General features: G+C 39.8%; 17 protein-coding genes. 6 read left to right on the plus strand and 11 right to left on the minus strand.

What is annotated here, in order from left to right; genetic code table 11:
* Positions 1-8: 8 nt before the first annotated feature.
* The gene (locus tag A6E04_RS07160) at positions 9-1,004 is read right to left on the minus strand and encodes a Gfo/Idh/MocA family protein (RefSeq protein WP_065610695.1); all 996 of its coding nucleotides are present in this window, start codon (positions 1,002-1,004) and stop codon (positions 9-11) included.
* Between the two features lie 249 nt (positions 1,005-1,253).
* On the opposite strand from A6E04_RS07160, the gene A6E04_RS07165 reads away from it, so the two are divergent.
* A complete protein-coding gene (locus A6E04_RS07165) occupies positions 1,254-2,207 on the plus strand; it encodes a DUF2860 domain-containing protein (RefSeq protein WP_023603064.1) in 954 nt (317 codons plus the stop codon).
* A 75-nt stretch (positions 2,208-2,282) separates the two neighbouring features.
* Here the strand turns inward: A6E04_RS07165 and A6E04_RS07170 are convergent, their stop codons facing one another.
* Positions 2,283-4,199, minus strand: coding sequence for an alpha/beta fold hydrolase (locus A6E04_RS07170; RefSeq protein WP_017020586.1), 1,917 nt, complete (start codon positions 4,197-4,199; stop codon positions 2,283-2,285).
* Positions 4,200-4,412: 213 nt separating this feature from the next.
* Between A6E04_RS07170 and A6E04_RS07175 the strand changes: the two genes are divergently transcribed.
* Positions 4,413-4,625 carry a hypothetical protein gene (locus tag A6E04_RS07175; protein WP_012549942.1) on the plus strand — a complete coding sequence of 71 codons (213 nt, stop codon included), beginning with the start codon at positions 4,413-4,415 and terminating at the stop codon, positions 4,623-4,625.
* Between the two features lie 107 nt (positions 4,626-4,732).
* On the opposite strand, the gene A6E04_RS07180 is transcribed toward A6E04_RS07175, so the two are convergent.
* The 3 genes from A6E04_RS07180 to A6E04_RS07190 all read right to left on the minus strand — a co-directional run bounded on the left by A6E04_RS07180 (position 4,733) and on the right by A6E04_RS07190 (position 7,323).
* Positions 4,733-5,254 (minus strand): Hcp family type VI secretion system effector, encoded by a 522-nt coding sequence (locus A6E04_RS07180; protein WP_065610697.1) that lies wholly within the window; start codon positions 5,252-5,254, stop codon positions 4,733-4,735.
* 183 nt (positions 5,255-5,437) lie between these two features.
* A complete protein-coding gene (locus A6E04_RS07185) occupies positions 5,438-6,409 on the minus strand; it encodes a glutathione S-transferase family protein (RefSeq protein WP_017020588.1) in 972 nt (323 codons plus the stop codon).
* 62 nt (positions 6,410-6,471) lie between these two features.
* Positions 6,472-7,323, minus strand: coding sequence for a pirin family protein (locus A6E04_RS07190; protein WP_017020589.1), 852 nt, complete (start codon positions 7,321-7,323; stop codon positions 6,472-6,474).
* A gap of 148 nt (positions 7,324-7,471) precedes the next feature.
* Here A6E04_RS07190 and A6E04_RS07195 point away from each other — a divergent pair, with 148 nt between their 5' ends.
* On the plus strand, positions 7,472-8,374 hold the full coding sequence (locus A6E04_RS07195) for a LysR family transcriptional regulator (RefSeq protein ID WP_017020590.1): 903 nt from the start codon (positions 7,472-7,474) through the stop codon (positions 8,372-8,374).
* A gap of 62 nt (positions 8,375-8,436) precedes the next feature.
* On the opposite strand, the gene A6E04_RS07200 is transcribed toward A6E04_RS07195, so the two are convergent.
* From A6E04_RS07200 to A6E04_RS07210, 3 genes are all read right to left on the minus strand, one after another.
* A complete protein-coding gene (locus A6E04_RS07200) occupies positions 8,437-10,314 on the minus strand; it encodes an aspartate:alanine exchanger family transporter (RefSeq protein ID WP_017020591.1) in 1,878 nt (625 codons plus the stop codon).
* A gap of 96 nt (positions 10,315-10,410) precedes the next feature.
* On the minus strand, positions 10,411-11,805 hold the full coding sequence (gene gad, locus A6E04_RS07205) for a glutamate decarboxylase (protein ID WP_012549936.1): 1,395 nt from the start codon (positions 11,803-11,805) through the stop codon (positions 10,411-10,413).
* A 276-nt stretch (positions 11,806-12,081) separates the two neighbouring features.
* Positions 12,082-12,972, minus strand: a complete 891-nt coding sequence (locus A6E04_RS07210) for a LysR family transcriptional regulator (protein ID WP_065610698.1) — start codon at positions 12,970-12,972, stop codon at positions 12,082-12,084.
* Between the two features lie 135 nt (positions 12,973-13,107).
* Between A6E04_RS07210 and A6E04_RS07215 the strand changes: the two genes are divergently transcribed.
* Together A6E04_RS07215 and A6E04_RS07220 are read left to right on the plus strand one after the other, a co-directional pair.
* Entirely contained in the window at positions 13,108-14,364 is a 1,257-nt protein-coding gene (locus A6E04_RS07215; protein ID WP_065610699.1) for an adenylosuccinate synthetase, read from the plus strand.
* A 230-nt stretch (positions 14,365-14,594) separates the two neighbouring features.
* A complete protein-coding gene (locus A6E04_RS07220) occupies positions 14,595-15,407 on the plus strand; it encodes a GNAT family N-acetyltransferase (RefSeq protein ID WP_065610700.1) in 813 nt (270 codons plus the stop codon).
* Between the two features lie 71 nt (positions 15,408-15,478).
* Here A6E04_RS07220 and A6E04_RS07225 read toward each other — a convergent pair whose 3' ends face one another.
* A complete protein-coding gene (locus tag A6E04_RS07225; RefSeq protein ID WP_023603056.1) occupies positions 15,479-16,315 on the minus strand; it encodes a helix-turn-helix domain-containing protein in 837 nt (278 codons plus the stop codon).
* Positions 16,316-16,526: 211 nt separating this feature from the next.
* Between A6E04_RS07225 and A6E04_RS07230 the strand changes: the two genes are divergently transcribed.
* Positions 16,527-17,141: a fumarylacetoacetate hydrolase family protein gene (locus A6E04_RS07230; protein WP_065610701.1), complete on the plus strand. Its 615-nt coding sequence runs from the start codon at positions 16,527-16,529 to the stop codon at positions 17,139-17,141.
* 2 nt (positions 17,142-17,143) lie between these two features.
* On the opposite strand, the gene A6E04_RS07235 is transcribed toward A6E04_RS07230, so the two are convergent.
* Together A6E04_RS07235 and A6E04_RS07240 are read right to left on the minus strand one after the other, a co-directional pair.
* A complete protein-coding gene (locus A6E04_RS07235) occupies positions 17,144-17,464 on the minus strand; it encodes an AzlD domain-containing protein (protein ID WP_017020598.1) in 321 nt (106 codons plus the stop codon).
* Positions 17,461-18,180: an AzlC family ABC transporter permease gene (locus tag A6E04_RS07240; protein ID WP_083198928.1), complete on the minus strand. Its 720-nt coding sequence runs from the start codon at positions 18,178-18,180 to the stop codon at positions 17,461-17,463. Before A6E04_RS07240 ends, A6E04_RS07235 begins: the two co-directional genes overlap by 4 nt.
* Positions 18,181-18,303 lie beyond the last annotated feature (123 nt).

The raw sequence follows: 18,303 nt of genomic DNA on the forward strand, positions 1-18,303 counted from the left end.
ACCCAATTTTATCTTTTCGTTAAATGTGTATATCCGTTGGTGATTAACGCTTGCTCTAGTATAGACAATACCTGCCCACTGATTTCGGTATTAAGCACTGAGGAAGTTTGAGCATTGTTTAATAATAACTCTGAACAATGATCTATTTCATGTTCAAACCCTCCACCACTGCTATGCGTAATGGTGTGAGTATGACCGCTTAAATGTACATCAATTCGTGAAGGGTTCCACCATTTATCATGTATAACGATCTCAACACCATCGCCTTTTAAAATCGCGCTCCTTGGTAAGTTTTTTGAAATTGACGCCCCTATTTTTCCTTTAATCTTTCCATCAAATAAAAACTCCACGTTTTCATCAACTCTCCATTCAGGGTGTTCTGCGGTAATAGAGACCGACGGTGTTGGGACATCTTCACCAAAGAAATGGCATAAATCACAGTAAAACCAAACGCCGTATACTCCGACATCTAGTGTCGCTCCCCCTGACAATTCAGGATTAAATACAAATATATTAGGGTCATACACACTTTCATTACCGAAAGAGGCTTCTATGGAATCCACGACAATCTTGTGTTCATTCATAAAAGCCTTCAACTCTCGATAAGCGGGGAACACAACCGTTTTCATTGCCTCAAGCAATAACACCCCGTTATCTTTAGCAAGTTTCTGCATGTCTTGCCAATCTTGGTAATTAGTAAACGCCGGCTTTTCAACTAAAACGTGTTTATGGTGAGAAAGAAACAACTCAACTAAGGGTCTATGATAAGGATGAATTGTCGCGACATAAACAATATCAACGGTAGGATCCGTCGCTAATTGTTCATAATCACCATAATCAGATACCGCCTTATAACGGGTAGCAAACCGCTCTGCTTTATCAACATCTCTAGCAGCAACGGCCTGTAATTCTCCACATTGACTGTTGCTTGTTAAGTCTTGAGCAAATCTGTGCGCTATGTTCCCAAGCCCTGCAATGCCCCACTTTATTTTTTTCTCTGTCATTATCTCATCCTATTATTTTTAATCGAGACAGTGTAGTCATCTCAACATAAAAGAAAAATAGAACAAATAAGCACATTTGTTCCTATTTAAAAATAGCCAACGATCATTGTTTGAATACAAAGCGGTTCGTTCGTATTTATTTTTAGATGAAAATATAATCGCAACTTATGGTTCGTCATCATTGATAACTTCTACTATAACTGTTTCAATGTAGTTATTAACATCATAGTAACCAAAGGATGACGAAGAATGAACTTACGCTATTTACTTCTTACTGCCTGCATAATGAGTATGCCCGCACAGGCGAAGCTAGCAGAGAAAGAAGGGGTTAGTGGAGAAATTGCGTTAACGACAGGATTTACGTCTTCAACTTCCAATTTTAATACCGAAGGTGATGACACCATTACATCAAACAAACAAAATGCATCCACTGACAGTGGCTTTATGGCCTTTCCTCTTGGAAGCATTGCCTATACGTTTGGCCAAGAATTAAATCAACAAGTTCATGTCGGTACAACACGTCAAGATGTGGCAACAGGTACCGTTGTTCTTGAGGTCGGCTATAAATACCAATTTGAATCAAGAATGGCGATTGATGTTTCTATTCTGCCAACCATTATGTCAAGTAAGACGTGGGCAGACCCATACTTGGAAGGCTCTGCTCGTACAGAAACCGATGCTTCAGGAAACGCATTTCGTTTTAGAGTCGATAACATTGCAGGCTCAAACTTTACCATTGATACCGCCTATGCCACCAAAGACATAGAGAATGATGACGTCGAAGACATACTAAAAAGAGACGCGGATACGATCTACTTAAAAGGTCAATATCGCTTACCACTAAGTCGTACTTCATTCATCCTACCTTCTGTTATTTACCAATCTTCATCTGCGGACGGAAAAGCAAGCTCTTACGATCAATACGGTGCTGAACTGAGTTTTTTCAAGTTAATGCAAAGACACCAGTTGGTATTAACTGCTGGTTACAATCAACGAACATTCGGGGCTGAAAACCCTATTTATGGCGACACTCGTGAAGACAATAAATTAAGCTTCTTTGCTGCTTATGAATATACTAAATTTATGGATTGGCAAGATTGGTCATTCATTTCTTTTGCAGGCTACAGCTCAACCGATTCAAATATTACTTTCTATGACGAATCAGAATATATTGTTACTGTCGGTGTAAACTATAAGTTTTAACCACTTTACGTAAATAAAAAAGCCCTGTTTGATGAGTCTCAAACAGGGCTTTTTCATACTATGTTCTAATCGTATTTAATAAAACTTATAATCACTACTAAAGAAATTAATCAATTTTCTTAATACAATATCTCGATGTTTATCGTCTTCTATCAACATATCATGATACGAATCTGGGATTGTTTCTAAATGACAAAGATGACTGTTCTCATGAAAACTTCGCTGAGCCACATTACTCACAACAAGATCGTCTCCTGCTTGTAAAATCAGCATTGGAATTTTTATTTTATGAGCTTCAGCGATGCATTTTTTTCCTGCTTTTATTGATTCAGTGATCCAATGGGTACTTGGGCCACCTAACCGTAAATTCGGCATACTTTCAAACAGCTCAACAAACATTTGATATCTTATTTTACTGTGAGTTAATACGTTATCGTCATACTCGACTTTCTTAAAATGACTTTGCCCTAATGCATAGTTAGGCTTACTTGCCAACACATCAAGTAAGTTTAGTGTTTGAGTTTTTAGTCCATGCGCTTTCCCTGGTATATACACACCAAACATTGGTGATGTTGCCGCCGATGCCGTTACGGGATGATCAAATTTTGAAAGGTATTGGGCGGTCACCGCTCCCCCCATCGAATGAGAAAGCATAAAGCACTCTCCTTCTAAATTTGGTCGGACAACCTTTTCCATAAAGATATACAGATCCATCACATAATCATGAAAGTCATCCACATGGCCTAATTCGTGATCTTGCGTTATCCGTCCTGACTCACCTTGCCCACGGTGATCATACGTATAAATATTAAAATACTGACTTAACTCAAGAATGGCTTCTTTATATTTCCAATAACTTTCATTACGACCATTAACGATCACTAACGTCTGTTTCTTTTCACCAACGTTAATGTTAATCCACTTCAAGGCAATTCGATCAACACCGAGCACTTCACCGTGCGTTTTGTTGCTCCAAATCTTATCAATCGGATCTTCATAATCTTGTTTTCTGTTCTCTTCTTTCAATCGATCTTCGTGTGTTTTTACAAGAATATGCGGTTGCGGTGCTTGCTCTAAATTCAATTTAGGCGCAATCGCCTCTAGAAATAATTTCCCCACATCTTTACCGTGTTGATAATCGTTATCTAATTGCTCTTTGGTGCTTCCCAGTAATTTAGATTCAAGGTTCTTATTCGGTGAAATCTCATAAATAGTGACATCATCCGGTGGATTAGCTAAAAATGCCTGCGTTTTACGATAGCTTTCTTCGTGATTCATCAACATCACGGCCATTTGATTTAATTTGGCATTTTTAGTCATCTTGGCGACTTTCATCATCCAGTCGTGGTTTTCTTTAAATTCAACCGGAACAGTACGGATAACAACAATGTGACGATAACCTCTATCATAGGCTTCTTGTACGGGAATCGGCGTCGTTAATCCTCCGTCAACCCATTCCATTTTATCCATGATCACCGGTTGTTTATGCAACGCAGGAATCGCGCAAGAGGCACGTAAAATATCTTTCCAATTTGTGGTCGATAAATCAAAGTACTTAGTTTCAAAATTAGTAGCATGAGCAGCAACAGCAAGTACTTGTTTGGTATGTAAGTGCATTTCTCCTACTGTCCAGTTTAACGGAATATCGGCTTCGGTTTTATCGATTAACCAATCCAGATCCATCCCTTCGCCAGAGAGTAAAAAACGAGACAATTTAAAAAAATCAGGACTGCGGGTGATTTGATTAATGATCCGGTAAGCGTGTCCTTTATGCCCACAAATGTAAGAGGCCAAATTCAACGAACCTGCTGATGTTCCAATCAATAAAGCAAATGGATTGAATTTGGCTTCTAAAAACGTATCCAACACTCCTGCGGTGAAAATCCCCCTTTGACCACCACCTTCTGTCACTAAAGCAATCTTATCGACTTTTGTTTTAGGTACACGAAACACATCATAATTTTGTTTACTGATCGAATAATGTTCGCCCATTCGTTTTGCCCATTCTCGATAACGTAATTGTCTTTGTTCTATTATGGCATATCGCTATAAAGCGTGGGCGGTAAATAGAAGCACGATAAATAATGATTTTATAACTCTTTCATAACTAAGGAATGACTTTTATGAATTTATATAAAATTCTATAACTAGATAAAGCTACAATCACAAATTACCTATGTTAAGGTTCTTAAAAATGGAGGGCACATGATGAAAGACTATGAATTGTTCATAAAAATTAACGATGCCATCTTGCTTGAGTTTGATATATTTAAAGCATGGGAAAAATCATTACTTTTAAACGCTCAAAACCAATTGATGGACAGATTCCCTATTTCGGAACCACAGAGAGAACTGCTCACCAAAGTCTTAAATAAAAAAAGACCCAAGAAAAAAAGAGAAAAAAAGCCATATTGCTAATTATCAATATGACTTATCATTTCAGTCGTTCTTTCCACTCTCTTCTTAAGACTTTTTCTAATTAAAGAATCTACAAAAACAATAAAAATCGGTCTTAGTTCTTAAGATTAACCCGCTTCGCGTGGTGCGCGCCAATCATCATTACCTGCCGTACCACACGTTTCGTGAGTCACTTCAATTGCACGGTAAGTAAACTTAAGTACTTCTTCTGTTACACGATCTGACGTTGCAGCATCTTGACAATGAGCCATGCGAGTTTGCATATCTACAAGCAGTGCATCAATCAATTTGATTGTGTAATAGTGCTCTTGCTTACCAGAAATAGACGTACGGTAGAAGTTGATACTGCACTCTGGTAATTTTTCACCTGAAACTAATGAGTTAAACAACAATGGAGAACAACGGTCTTGTTGTTTAGTTACAATCACAGGACGGTGAACTCGTTGACCTGTTGGCTGGCCACTTTGAGGATCACGTGGAACCGTTAATACATGATCAAGTTCTTGAACAAGAAACTCATCAATGTGTGCTTCTTGCCACGTATTCCCGACTGAATCTGCTGAATACGCATCTTTAGTGATGTCGCCCTGAACTTCGCCTTTTATTAACATATACGCTGGAGTTGGCATCTATTTATTCCTTATTTTAAATTCGATTAGAGTCGTGTTAATCACGATATGAATGTAATAGAGCAAGATGGATGCCAAAAATAATAGCCAACAAAATCAGTAAATTAAAAAAATACTAATTTACAATCACAAAATAAAAACAATAAATTGGATCATTTCACAATAAGTTGAACATAAATAAACCTAGTCACGGTGGTGTTGACTAAAGAAATCCAACTCTGGCCCTTTAGGTATAATAAGTGTTGGGTTAATCGTTTCATGACTGCCGTAATAATGCGCTTTTATGTAGTCAATATTAACCGTTTCACTCACTCCGGGTTGTTGAAATAAATCACGTAAATAGCCCCAAATATTCGGGTAGTCAACAATGCGTTTTAGGTTACATTTAAAATGCCCAACATAAACGGCATCAAAGCGAATCAATGTCGTAAACAAACGCCAATCCGCCTCTGTGATCTCATCACCAATTAAGTAACGTTGAGTCGATAAGCGTTGTTCTACCGTCTCTAATGCTCCAAATACTTCGGCAACCGCATCATCATACGCTGCCTGAGTCGTAGCAAAACCCGCTCGATACACCCCATTATTAATCGTTGGGTATATAAATGCATTCAACTCATCAATGTCATTTAATAAGTGCTCAGGAGAAAAATCTAATTCAGTGGCACCAATATCATCAAAAGCAGAATTAAACATACGAATGATCTCTGCCGATTCATTACTCACGATCGTATTGGTTTTCTTATCCCATAAAATAGGAACTGTGACTCTTCCCGTATAGTCAGGAGCAGCCTTCGTATAAATTTCATGCGCATAAGTTGCATGATTTACCGTATCTTCAATAACGCCTTCACCCGGTTCAAATGTCCAACCGTCGTCTCCCATAAACGCATTCACCACAGACATCGAAATCATGTCTTCAAGCCCTTTTAGCTTACGGTAAATCACTGTGCGGTGTGCCCAAGGACAAGCCAGTGAAACATATAAATGATAACGCCCAGATTCAGCATTAAAACCTGACACTCCAGATGGGCCAGCCCTGCCGTCTTTTGTTATCCAATGGCGAAAACTGGACGCTTTACGCTCAAATTTACCGCCCGTTGATGCCGTGTCGTACCAATCCGTGTGCCATTTTCCGTCAATTAAAAGTCCCATGCTGTTTCCTCGCTATTCATTAAAGATAAAAATGTGTATTAATTACTAAAGACGTCTGTTTGTTAGTTAAAACGACCTTGGCTATAATCATCAAACGCTTGCAATACTTCTTCTCTGGTATTCATTACAAACGGACCACCACGCGCAATCGGTTCGTTCAATGGTCGCCCTGCAATCAATAAGAATCGAGTCTCAGAATCAGACGCCATCACCGAGACTTGCTCTCCTTCATCAAACACACCAAGAGATTTCTTTGTTATCTTCTGGGTACTGTCATTCGCCATGGTCACCGCCCCTTCAATTACGTAGATAAACGCGTTATGTCCAATAGGTAAGGCTTGTTCAAAAGTCATTCCTTCTGGCAATTTCACGTCCATATATGTCGGTGTAATGTGCGTATTCTTTACTGGTCCAGTCGTGCCTTCATTAGTTGTACCGGAAATTACTCGAACCTCTGTCCCGTTCTCTCTTAACTCTACTGGTGTTGATTCTGGTGGGTACTCTTGATATGCCGGCGCCATCATTTTTGAAGCCTTAGGCAAATTCACCCATAATTGAAAACCTTTCAATAACCCTTCTTCTTGCTCTGGCATTTCAGAATGCAATACACCTTTGCCTGCGCTCATCCATTGAACACCTCCGGGCTCAACAACCCCTTCATGCCCTGCATTATCTTTATGACGCATTTTCCCATTTAACAGGTAAGTCACTGTCTCAAAACCGCGGTGCGGATGGGTTGGAAAGCCACCGATATAATCCGATGCGTCATCACTTTCAAAACAATCTAAAAGCAAAAATGGATCTAAAATATTCAACTGTTGCGTACCAATAATTCGCGTTAATTTCACGCCATCACCATCAGAAGTCGCTATCCCTGGAAACACATTTTTTAGCGCTCTATTTTTATTTGTCATATTCTATTTTCCCGCTTAATTCTTTTATCTTTAGGCTTATGCCTATCGCTTGGTGTAAAGAATAGTCGTTGAACAAAAGTAGATAAACAGCAATACTGAGGAAACACTGTTCTCATATAAAGAACAATAGATAAATAAGGGGGCAGTAATGGGTCAGCTAGAAAGTATGCACATTTTTACCAAGGTGGTAGAAGCAGGAGGAATAACAAAAGCAGCGGAGCAGTTAAATTTGGCGAAATCGGCCGTCAGTAAACGGCTGAGTGAATTAGAGCAACAACTTGGTATTAAGCTCATCAATCGAACGACTCGTACTTCTAGTCTTACCGAAGCAGGGCAATCTTATTTCATAAAATGTAAATTAATACTTGAGGAAGTAGACGATCTTAACTGTCATGTGTCAGCCATTCATCAAGAATTAAATGGCACCATAAAACTCGCCGTTCCCCTCACCTTTGGTGTGATGCATTTGGTTCCTGCCTTAGATGATTTTGCAAAAGCACACCCTAAATTGAAACTGGATATTGATTTCTCTGATCGCAAAGTTGATTTGGTTGAAGAAGGTATCGATTTAGCGATTCGTATTGGTAATCTCACAAGCTCAACACTGCAAGCTAAAGCCATTGCCCCTATTCATCACGTGTTATGTGCAAGTCCTGCTTATTTAGCTGAACATGGCAATCCATCCACTCCTAATGCGCTTAAATCACATCAGCTATTAAGATACCGTCAACAGCCTTTATCTGGTGTTGAATTACGTGATAATAAAAACCAAGCGATTACGGTTCCAATGGAAACACATTGTATTGCGAATAATGGAGACTTCTTGAAAGCGATGGCGGTCTCTGGGCATGGGATTATTTTTATGCCGACCTTTATTGTTTGGGAGGAGCTTGCGAAGGGAACGTTGCTGCCTATCATGAGCGATTATCACTTCAACTCAGTACACGCTTATGCTCTTTATCCCAAAACCCGATATCTTCCTCAAAAAGTACGTAAATTGATCGACTTTTTAAGTGATTATTTTGGGAGTGAGCCTTATTGGGATAAGTAAATTGATGCGAAAGAAAGTTGCAATATTCGTATCGTAGAACCGAATATTGCAACTGTGTTATTTTAGTATAAGACCATGGTTAGGTAACCTAAGACCAGTACTATCATAGACGTTAACGCATAAGGCACCGGATAGCCTACCGCAGGCATATCACTTTGACATTCATCCTGAGCACCTTTCATTGCAGGTGTACTATTACGAGCACCAGCACATGCACCAGCAAGAATCGCAGGGTTCATTTTGCGGAAATATAAACCATAAATCCAAGCCAACAATGGTGGAAGTAACGCTGCCAATAAACCTAAGCCTGCAATCTTAATCACTACAATACCTTGGAATGACGCCAATATTTTAGGGCCTACTGCTGCTGCTAATACTGCAACAAACAAGCTCAAACCAATATCTTGTAAGAAGCTACGCGCGCCCTCACTCATTGGTCCACCAAACGCGGGATTGCGAGTTCTCAAGAACGAAAAGATGATCCCTGTAAGCATACAGCCCGCAGAGGTTCCTAACGCAAATGGAATGCCACTAAAGGTCACACTTAAGTGTCCGCACACATAACCAATCAATAAAGAAAGCGCTAGATAGAATGTTTCTGTCAACGTGCTCTCAACAATCGGATTACTGTTCAGTTTTTTAGCAGCTTGTTTAACACACCAATCAGAACCAGCGACACGAATAACATCACCGACTTCAACCACGGTTTGAGGTAGCATAGGAAGTTGGTGCCCTTGTCTAAACACCGCTTTCATATAGATACCAAAACCAACTTCTTTACTCATTTCTTCGATAGTTTTGCCTGTGTAAGCTGACTTACCTAAATGAATATCGGCAACTTCGATATCAACATTACGCGCTCTAGGCTCATCAACTTCAACACCGACAGTGGATTCTCCGCCTTCGATTAATACATGGTAGTCACCTCGGATACCGATGACATCTCCAAGCTGAAGTTGTGGGTTATTTACCGCATCAAACACCTCATCACCACGAACGACTTTAAGGATCGCAGCATGGGGATAACGATGAAATAACGCTTCTACATTCTGTCCAACTAATTCTTGGTGATCAACTCTGTACGCTCGAATATCTAGAGGAAGAACACCTAAGTTTGAGAAACCATTCGTGCTTGGTAATGCTTCTGTATCACCACCCGCACCAAAATCGGCTTCAGCATCTTTACCCGCTTTCACCGGATCAATACCAAACATCGCAGGTAAGTATTTAATAAGTAGAATAATGAAGACACTAGAAAGAATATAACTAATGGCATAACCCGCGGCTATGTTGGCACTAATTTGGTCAAGCGTCATTCCTGCAGGTGCTTTAACTGCCCCTGAATTAATGGCAGATTGAGCTACGCCCATCACGGCAGTTACAGTGTAACTCCCCGAAATAATCCCTGCCGCATAACCCGGTGCTAAATCCAGTAATTTAGAACCAAAGAAAACAATTAGGAAATTACTGAACACGACGATAAGACCAATAACAACAAAGTCTATTCCTCCTCGTGCCAATCCAGAGAAAAACTGTGGTCCTACTTTCATACCAATGGCGTACATGAACATCATTAAGAAGATATCAGACACCAAACCCGGCGCATCAATATGTAAACCATAAACAGAGAAAGCAGTTAACGCGATACCAACACCAACAACTAGAGTACCCGCCGTTGAACCTAAGTTGATGCCTTTAATCGTTACTTTTCCTAAAGGATAGCCAATGGCAATGCTTAAGAAAAGAAACACAAAAGGATTGTGGGCGATATAAGTGAACAGAAAACCAAATAATCCAGAGGCTTCATGTTGCGCTAACGCTTCAACCGATTCCGCAGCCATAAGACGACTAGAGAAGAGAAAAAGTGACAGAGTAAGTAATAAAGTCCGGCGTTGAGACTTCATCCAGTGAAAGACGTTACTCAATTGATCAATATTCATAATTATTTCCCATATAGAATAAAGATGAAGCAGGCTTCTACTGATATTGATAGAAGCGCATTAAAAAAATGGGCCGTAAAAACGGCCCAAAAAATATTAACCGTGATTAAAGCCTGAAGATTCAACTTCATCACTACCATGGGAGATTGGGTGCTTATCGAAAAACTCGATGCAATGTTTCAGATCGGCAACCAGTAGATCAGCTTGATCTCGGCTAAAGCCATGACGAACTAAAATACGCATAATCACCAAGTCTTCACGTTTTGGTGGCATTGCATAAGCGGCAATTTGCCAACCGCGAGAACGAATTCGATCTGAAAGATCAAACAAGTTAAACCCAGGATTAACACCTTCTTTAAGCGACCAACTCATTGCAGGGATACCACCTTTGCCATCATAAATAATGTCAAACATGCCCATTTTTTCGATTTCAGCAGAAAGATACACCGCCGTGTCGTAACACGCTTGGTGGATCTTACGGTACCCTTCTTTACCTAGACGTAAGAAATTATAGTATTGCGCTACAATTTGGCCGCCAGGGCGAGAGAAGTTCAACGCGAAAGTAGGCATGTTGCCACCTAAGTAGTTCACGTTAAAAATAAGATCTTCGTGCAATGCAGACGCATCACGCCAAATAACCCAACCCACACCTAATGGACTCAAACCAAATTTATGGCCTGACGCATTGATTGATTTCACACGAGGTAAACGGAAATCCCACTCTAACTCAGGATCACAGAATGGGGCTAAGAAACCGCCACTCGCCGCATCAATGTGCATTGGAATATCTAAACCAGTTTCTTCTTGTAGTTTATCTAACGCTTCATGCACTGCTTTTACTGGTTCATACTGACAAGTAAATGTCACACCCAACGTTGGAACTACACCGATGGTATTTTCATCACAACGTTTAATCACTTCTTCAGGCGTCATAATTAGACGATCGCCTTCCATTGGGATCTCACGTAATTCAATATCCCAATAACGAGCAAATTTATGCCAGCACACTTGAACAGGACCACAGATCATATTTGGTTTGTCTGTTGGTTTGCCAAGTTTTTTCATTTTTTCACGCCAAGCCCATTTTAGCGCCATTCCGCCGAGCATTGCGGCTTCACTTGACCCCGTAGTAGAACAACCTAACGTATTTTCTGCATCTGGAGAGTTCCATAAATCAGCCAACATATGCACACAACGCGCTTCAAGCTCTGCGGTTTGAGGATATTCATCCTTATCGATCATGTTTTTATCGATGCATTCGTCCATTAGTTTGTGGACTTCATCTTCAACCCAAGTTTGGCAAAAGGTCGCTAAATTCTGTCGAGAATTCCCATCCATCATTAGCTCATCATGAACAACTTGATAAGCATGACGAGGATCATGTTCGTGCTCAGGCATTTTGTATTTTGGCATAGATAGGGAAAGGTCAGTTGATGAATAAACATCATCAAGAAGATCGTCTCTGACTGTATCTTTAGAATGAAGAGGCATACGTTTTAGCTCCATTGAATTAAACAAACAATAAAATATAAACTGTCGAATTGATTGGATTCGGCCTTAATGAGTAAATAATTAATAACAGTGTCAATTACTTACTCATTAATCTTTAGTTACACTTTTATTCCCTTTAATTGATGATGTCAATATACTTTGCTACCCATTTTTTAAAACATAGGTGCTTTTAAAATCAATTTTCAGTAGCACGAACATTACGTGAAGCCCCTAAAAACAAGACACCTGCCACATAAACTGGAGAGTGAAAACCGTCTATTTTTGAGAGCGAATAATTTCTTCATCCACCCATTTAAGTAACTGTTTAATTGCTTTAGATAAAATCTGATTCTGCCTAACAATGTAACCTAAGCTGGTTGTTGGGAATTTCGATAATGGCGTTACTGTCGTTTTAAGGTTTCGCTTTGGGTGAATAGAAAATTCAGGAACAATTGCAACACCAAACCCTGCCTCAGCCCAATCAATCTGAGCATCGACACTGCCCACCTCCATGATTCGGTACTTAGGTAAATTCAAGGATGGCAACGCCAAATCAAGTAAATCTCGTGTTCGTGTATCATGACCTAATAATATGAGCGTAGGTTCACTGTCTAAAACAATAGTAGGATCAAAATTCGCTTGTTGCCACTTTTCAAGATTATTCCCCAATGCGCACCACTTTATTTTCTGAAGTTCAGTAAAATGAAGCGGTTGACTCTCTTTTTGAGCAATAACAAAACCCAAATCGGCTTCTGCACTTTTCACTAATTCTGATGCTTGTGATGACGTTGTATTAAGTAGTGAAAAATCGATCCCTGGAAATTCTTGTTTAAATAGTTGAAAAGGTCCGATCAATAATAAACGAGAAATAATATCGCTCGCTGCAATCGTCAACGTTCCACGGCTTAAATCATTAATGGCGTTGAGATCCGCTTGGCACACTTGCAGCTCCATTAATGTATTTTGACTGGTTTCTAATAATCGAACGCCCGCTTCAGTTAAATGAAATGGGTTTCTTTCAATCAACTTCACTCGAGTTGTACTTTCTAACTGCTTGATATGTAAACTAACGTTAGGTTGCGTCATGTGTAGAGCCGTGGCTGTTTTACCAAAGTGTTTTAACTCTGCCAATGTTACAAATGTTTTAAGCCAATGAAGATCAAGCATTCCCATACCCTCTTTTTGAATAGATTTCACGCAATATGTTATATGGATTTCTTATCAAGTCGATAATTATAATTAATTTCTCATATTGCATTATTGGGATTAGCATAGCGTCTTAATCATTTAGGAGTTTGTGTTATGCCGTCTATTGTTGTTGTTGGTGCTAATTGGGGCGATGAAGGTAAAGGCCGTATCGTTGATTTTCTTGCTGCTGACGCGTCTGCAAGCATTCGTTTTCAAGGTGGTAATAACGCCGGTCATACCGTGGTAAATGACTTCGGTACCTTTAAACTACACCAACTTCCAAGCGGTATTTTTAACCCAGATTGTACAGCGATTCTTGGCCCTGGCATGGTAATTAGCCCTGCGGCATTAAGTGAAGAAATCGCAGAAGTAAAAGCGGCTGGTATTACGGTAAAAATGCACATTTCTGACCGTGCTACGCTTTGTCTTCCTCTTCATGCTCTTGAAGATACATTAGAAGAATTACGTTTAGGCGATGGCGCTTACGGTTCGACTCGTCAAGGTATTGCTCCTGCGTACGGTGACCGTGTAATGAAAAAAGGCATCCTTGTTGGTTGGTTAACACAACCTGAAGTATTGCTTGAGCGTATTCAATTCATGCTTGATTGGAAAATGCCACAACTGAAAGCACTATATCCAACATGTGATTTCAGCCAAACCGCTGAAGAAATGACAGAATGGCTTTTAGAAGTAACTGCACCTTGGCGTAAATTCATCTGTAACGTGACTGAGCCTCTAAAAGTAATGCAAAAGAACGATGCAAACTTATTGTTTGAAGCACAGTTAGGCGCGGGTCGTGACTTAGTTTACGGTGAATACCCATGGACTACCTCTTCAAACGTAACCGCAGCTTATGCTGGTATCGGCAGCGGTTTACCTGCTTTGCGTCCTGAACGAATTATTGCCGTTGCTAAATCATTCAGTTCATCAGTGGGTACGGGTACTTTAGTAACCGCAATGGAAGAGCAAGATAACTTCCGTGAAGCGGCTAACGAATATGGTGCTGTAACAGGTCGTCCACGTGATATGGGTTATTTTGATGCAGTAGCAACACGCAACGGTGTTGAACTACAAGCAGCCACTGAAATCGCATTAACAAAAATCGATTGCTTAAGTGGCATGGCGGATCTTAAAATCTGTACGTCTTACGCTGGCGAACACACTGAGAACCCAATCTGGCCTCAAACCGCTGCATTAAGCCCTGTATATGAAAACATGGAAGCATGGCAAGAAGACATCACTGGCTGTCGTACTTTTGAAAGCCTACCAAAAGCAGCTCAAGCGTATGTATTACGTATTGAAGAGTTAATGGGCGTACCAGTAAGTATGGTGTCAGTAGGTCCTGAACGTGAGCAAATGATCCTTCGTTAATCGAGTCATATAAAACACGTACATTTGCAAACAAAGAATTAGAAAGCCGCACTCCCCTATTTTGTGAGAATTTTAGGGAGTGTGGCTTTTTTTGTATCAAATTGTCGCTTTTATTCAATCTTCTTTTTTCATTTATATCTACTATTACTCCTAAGAAATAATTCAAAATAATAAACAGATAAATGATGGCCTGATGCGTCATTTAGTCTTTCTCTATACAGGTAGAAACAATGATTAATGTAATAAAAATTGAAGAACTGAATGAACTTAGCACTCTAAAAGCAGAATATATAAATCAAGCAACAGCACCATTAGATGGCATGTGGCTCTGTGGTTTTGTTCCAATGGCAACTCATTTTGGTTTTTATAACAATGAAGAATTGATAGGCTTTTGTTGCGTCAACAGTGATGGTTACTTATTGCAGTTTTATGTAAATCAACGTCATTACGTACACGCGGCTGACATTTTCACTTCTGTTATTAGCAAAATAGAATCGCCAGTAGGTAAAGTGAATGGAGCTTTTGCAAGTACGGCTGAATCTCACTATTTTTCACTATGTCTTGATGAACAACAAGAAATGCAAGTGAATGGATTCATGTATCAACAAGTGAAAGCACTCACGACTCCTCAAGATTCATACCTTACCATGGCAGTGGCAACGCTAGATCAACTCTCTGAGTTTGTTGAATTTGCAAAAGAAAACATCGGCGCACCCGAAGAATGGGTATCTGGCTATTATGCAAATTTAATCAGTCGCCAAGAACTCTTTGGCCATTGGAATGGATCTCAACTTATCGCAGCAGGCGAACGTCGCTTATTTAATGAACATCAAACAAACTATGCGGATCTCGGGATGGTTGTTGCCACATCTGAACGAGGAAAAGGACTGGGTGCACAAGTATTAAGGTACTTAGTTGCATTAACAAACAGCCAAGGATTAGCGGCCATGTGCTCAACTGAAAAATCGAATATCGCCTCACAAAAAGCCATTACTCATGCAGGTTTTTCCTCATCACACCGTATTGTTCAGTTTGATTTTTAATCTTAGCGTTAATCACTAATCATCAAAAAAGCTAACCAATCAACTCTAATGGTTAGCTTTTTTATTTCTATTTATAACGACTCAATACCACCATAAATATCAATGGTCAAATCTCTGTTCTTTGCGTATTCCTTCGGCGTTACGCCCAAAGTGCTTTTTAAATAACGGATCAAGTGAGGTTGATCGCTAAAGCCAAATTCATGCGCAACCGTCGTCCAATTGATCTCGTGTTCTTCACGCTGATATAAGTAGGTAAGCATCGCTTCTAACCGGTTCATTGATTGACATTGCTTTAACGTAAAACCCGTCACGCGTAAAAAACTTCGTTCTAATGTTCTTTGCGAACAATGAAGTAATTCTCCTAACTTAGCAATCGGGGTTGTTGCTAATAATGGGATAGCCTTTCTTGTTAATACGTAGTGCTTATCTTCTTTTACCGCAGTAAATAAAGACTGAAAAAGATCATCTAGCTGAAGGCTTAATTGTTCTGAATCGCTCTTTGCCTGCTGCAATAAGAGCACTTGCTCTCCCTCTTTTACGCACAGAAAATCACTAATATTTGTATCTACAATCTCATTAACAACAGGTTGTTTTGGCTCAATACCTAATAAATACAATGCCCCAACCTGAAATTTTATCCCAATAATAGAAAACCCTTTCGTGTGATCCATTTGTAAGGTCTTACTGTAAGGGAACAGCCAATGACTACCCTGCCCTTTTTTTAAATCGGACTCAATATCATAATTATATCCTTGCGTAGAGGCCGCAATAATTAAATGTCCCGCAGGCTCAGGGTTCAATTTTGGAAATGGGTTACTGTCTGAATCATCCGTTCTTTCTAGAAACCAATAACAATCAATGTATTTAGCTACATCTGGGTTTTTAGGTGTCTGAATCCAATTAATCATTCAATGGCCCATAAATAGTAAGAGAGTCTCTATTCTAGCATTCACTTTTACTTATCTCATTAACAGCACACTAGATCGCAACAGAACGCTATATCATGTCGTCAATAGTTGAGCTAGAGATCTAATTTTGGACAAAAACTCAACAGAATTAAATGTAAGCATAACAAGATCAGGTAAACTCTGCCTCCTCACTTCTACCAAGGATAGGAAAATGAACACGATTCGTATTGGAGAAAAACGAATTACACCAAGTAAATTGTTGTGCGTTGGCCGAAATTATCATGCTCATATCAATGAACTAAACAATGCGGTTCCTGAGCAAATGGTCGTGTTCAATAAACCCAATTCTTGCATTAGCTCTACGCTGTCTTCTTTTCACCAAGAAACCTTACATTATGAAGCTGAAATCTGTTTTTTAATCGAAAATGGACAACTGTCTGCAGTGGCTATTGGGCTTGATCTGACTAAGCGTGAGTTACAATCTTATCTAAAAAAGAAAGGATTACCGTGGGAAAGAGCAAAAGCGTTCAATGGCTCGGCCCTATTTAGTCGCTTTATTCCCTTAGACACGATTGATATTAATACACTTCAAATTGAACTGTTTATAAATAGCATCCGCGTACAATGCGGCAACGTAAGCCAAATGATTTATTCTCCAGAAACCATCCTTGCAGATCTACAAAGTTATACTCAATTATATGATGGAGATGTGATCATGAGTGGAACCCCACAAGGCGTAGGCGAAATCCACTGCGGTGATATTTTTCTTAGTCGCTTAAAATCAGGCGATAAAACCCTAATAGAAACAGAATGGGTCGCAAGATAGCCTTACCCTATAAATACCCATAAATTCAGCACTAAAAACACCACCATGCTCACAATGGTCGTCAATAATACATTCTTAGTTTTCCATGCGATTACTGCCGCAATTAATGCGCCCCATAAGTACGGGTTAGAACCAGATAGAGACAACTCATTGTTTGGCATAAACACAATTGGAGCCCAAATAGCGGTTAACACCGCCGGACTAGAATAACTTAATAACCGTTGCGTTTGAGCATTAAGTCGCAGTGGGAGTTTAGGTTCTAAAAATAAATAGCGGCTTAAAAACACCAATGTCGTCATAGCTAAAATCGATAAAAATATCATGATTTACCCCCTCTTAGCGTTTCCGTTAAATACCCTAAACACATGCCACCAATGCTTGCTATCATCAAACTCCCTTCCACTGAGAAATAATTTAATACGACAGAAAGTACTAACGCACTCAACACTGAAACCAATACTGGTATGTTTTTTATGGTAGGTACGACAATCGCGATAAAGGTAGCGGCAACAGCAAACTCTAACCCCAATTCATTTAATAAGGGAAGGTAACTGCCTGCAATAATTCCAGCCAACGTAGCAACATTCCAAAAGAAATAGAAACTGAACCCTGCCCCTAATGCATACCACCGATTAAACTGTTTTTTTGATTGATGCCCGCATACCGCAAATAATTCGTCCGTCAGCAGAAAGCCCAACGACAAACGCCAACGAAGTGGCAAAGGACTGATCTTATCTCTCATCGACACGCTGTAGAGAAAGTGGCGTGACGTAATAAAAAACGTGGTCAATAACATCGTGGTTAGCCCTGCTCCTGCTTTGATCATCCCCATAGCAACGAGCTGTGCTGATCCTGCGAATAATATAGCGGAAAGTGCTTGGCCTTCAAAAGGCGTTAATCCAACATCTATTGCAAATGATCCTGCTAATAAGCCCCACGGTAATACTGCAATACTAAGAGGGAGCATAGCGAATGTGCCTTGCCAAAAAAGACGAGAATTAGAGTCGCTTAACGGGGGTTGAAAGGGATAGGTGTTCATCGTTATTCTTCACTGAATGATTATTGTCCATTTTGTCATTGTAACGCACTCTTATTATTTTTCTCATACAAAAAACACATAGAAGGCCGCGATAACAATCACATCAGTTAACATTGTTATCAG

The sequence above is a fragment of the Aliivibrio logei genome, from assembly GCF_001691055.1.
Lineage (GTDB): Bacteria > Pseudomonadota > Gammaproteobacteria > Enterobacterales > Vibrionaceae > Aliivibrio > Aliivibrio salmonicida.

Bases quoted from the DNA above. Each gene is read 5' to 3' on its own strand.
- A6E04_RS07220 (WP_065610700.1), top strand. From the start codon at position 14,595: ATGATTAATGTAATAAAAATTGAAGAACTGAATGAACTTAGCACTCTA.
- A6E04_RS07230 (WP_065610701.1), top strand. From the start codon at position 16,527: ATGAACACGATTCGTATTGGAGAAAAACGAATTACACCAAGTAAATTG.
- A6E04_RS07210 (WP_065610698.1), bottom strand. From the start codon at position 12,972: ATGCTTGATCTTCATTGGCTTAAAACATTTGTAACATTGGCAGAGTTA.
- A6E04_RS07180 (WP_065610697.1), bottom strand. From the start codon at position 5,254: ATGCCAACTCCAGCGTATATGTTAATAAAAGGCGAAGTTCAGGGCGAC.
- gad (WP_012549936.1), bottom strand. From the start codon at position 11,805: ATGCCTCTTCATTCTAAAGATACAGTCAGAGACGATCTTCTTGATGAT.
- A6E04_RS07185 (WP_017020588.1), bottom strand. From the start codon at position 6,409: ATGGGACTTTTAATTGACGGAAAATGGCACACGGATTGGTACGACACG.
- A6E04_RS07195 (WP_017020590.1), top strand. From the start codon at position 7,472: ATGGGTCAGCTAGAAAGTATGCACATTTTTACCAAGGTGGTAGAAGCA.
- A6E04_RS07225 (WP_023603056.1), bottom strand. From the start codon at position 16,315: ATGATTAATTGGATTCAGACACCTAAAAACCCAGATGTAGCTAAATAC.
- A6E04_RS07160 (WP_065610695.1), bottom strand. From the start codon at position 1,004: ATGACAGAGAAAAAAATAAAGTGGGGCATTGCAGGGCTTGGGAACATA.
- A6E04_RS07170 (WP_017020586.1), bottom strand. From the start codon at position 4,199: ATGGGCGAACATTATTCGATCAGTAAACAAAATTATGATGTGTTTCGT.
- A6E04_RS07175 (WP_012549942.1), top strand. From the start codon at position 4,413: ATGATGAAAGACTATGAATTGTTCATAAAAATTAACGATGCCATCTTG.
- A6E04_RS07165 (WP_023603064.1), top strand. From the start codon at position 1,254: ATGAACTTACGCTATTTACTTCTTACTGCCTGCATAATGAGTATGCCC.
- A6E04_RS07215 (WP_065610699.1), top strand. From the start codon at position 13,108: ATGCCGTCTATTGTTGTTGTTGGTGCTAATTGGGGCGATGAAGGTAAA.
- A6E04_RS07190 (WP_017020589.1), bottom strand. From the start codon at position 7,323: ATGACAAATAAAAATAGAGCGCTAAAAAATGTGTTTCCAGGGATAGCG.
- A6E04_RS07240 (WP_083198928.1), bottom strand. From the start codon at position 18,180: ATGAACACCTATCCCTTTCAACCCCCGTTAAGCGACTCTAATTCTCGT.
- A6E04_RS07200 (WP_017020591.1), bottom strand. From the start codon at position 10,314: ATGAATATTGATCAATTGAGTAACGTCTTTCACTGGATGAAGTCTCAA.
- A6E04_RS07235 (WP_017020598.1), bottom strand. From the start codon at position 17,464: ATGATATTTTTATCGATTTTAGCTATGACGACATTGGTGTTTTTAAGC.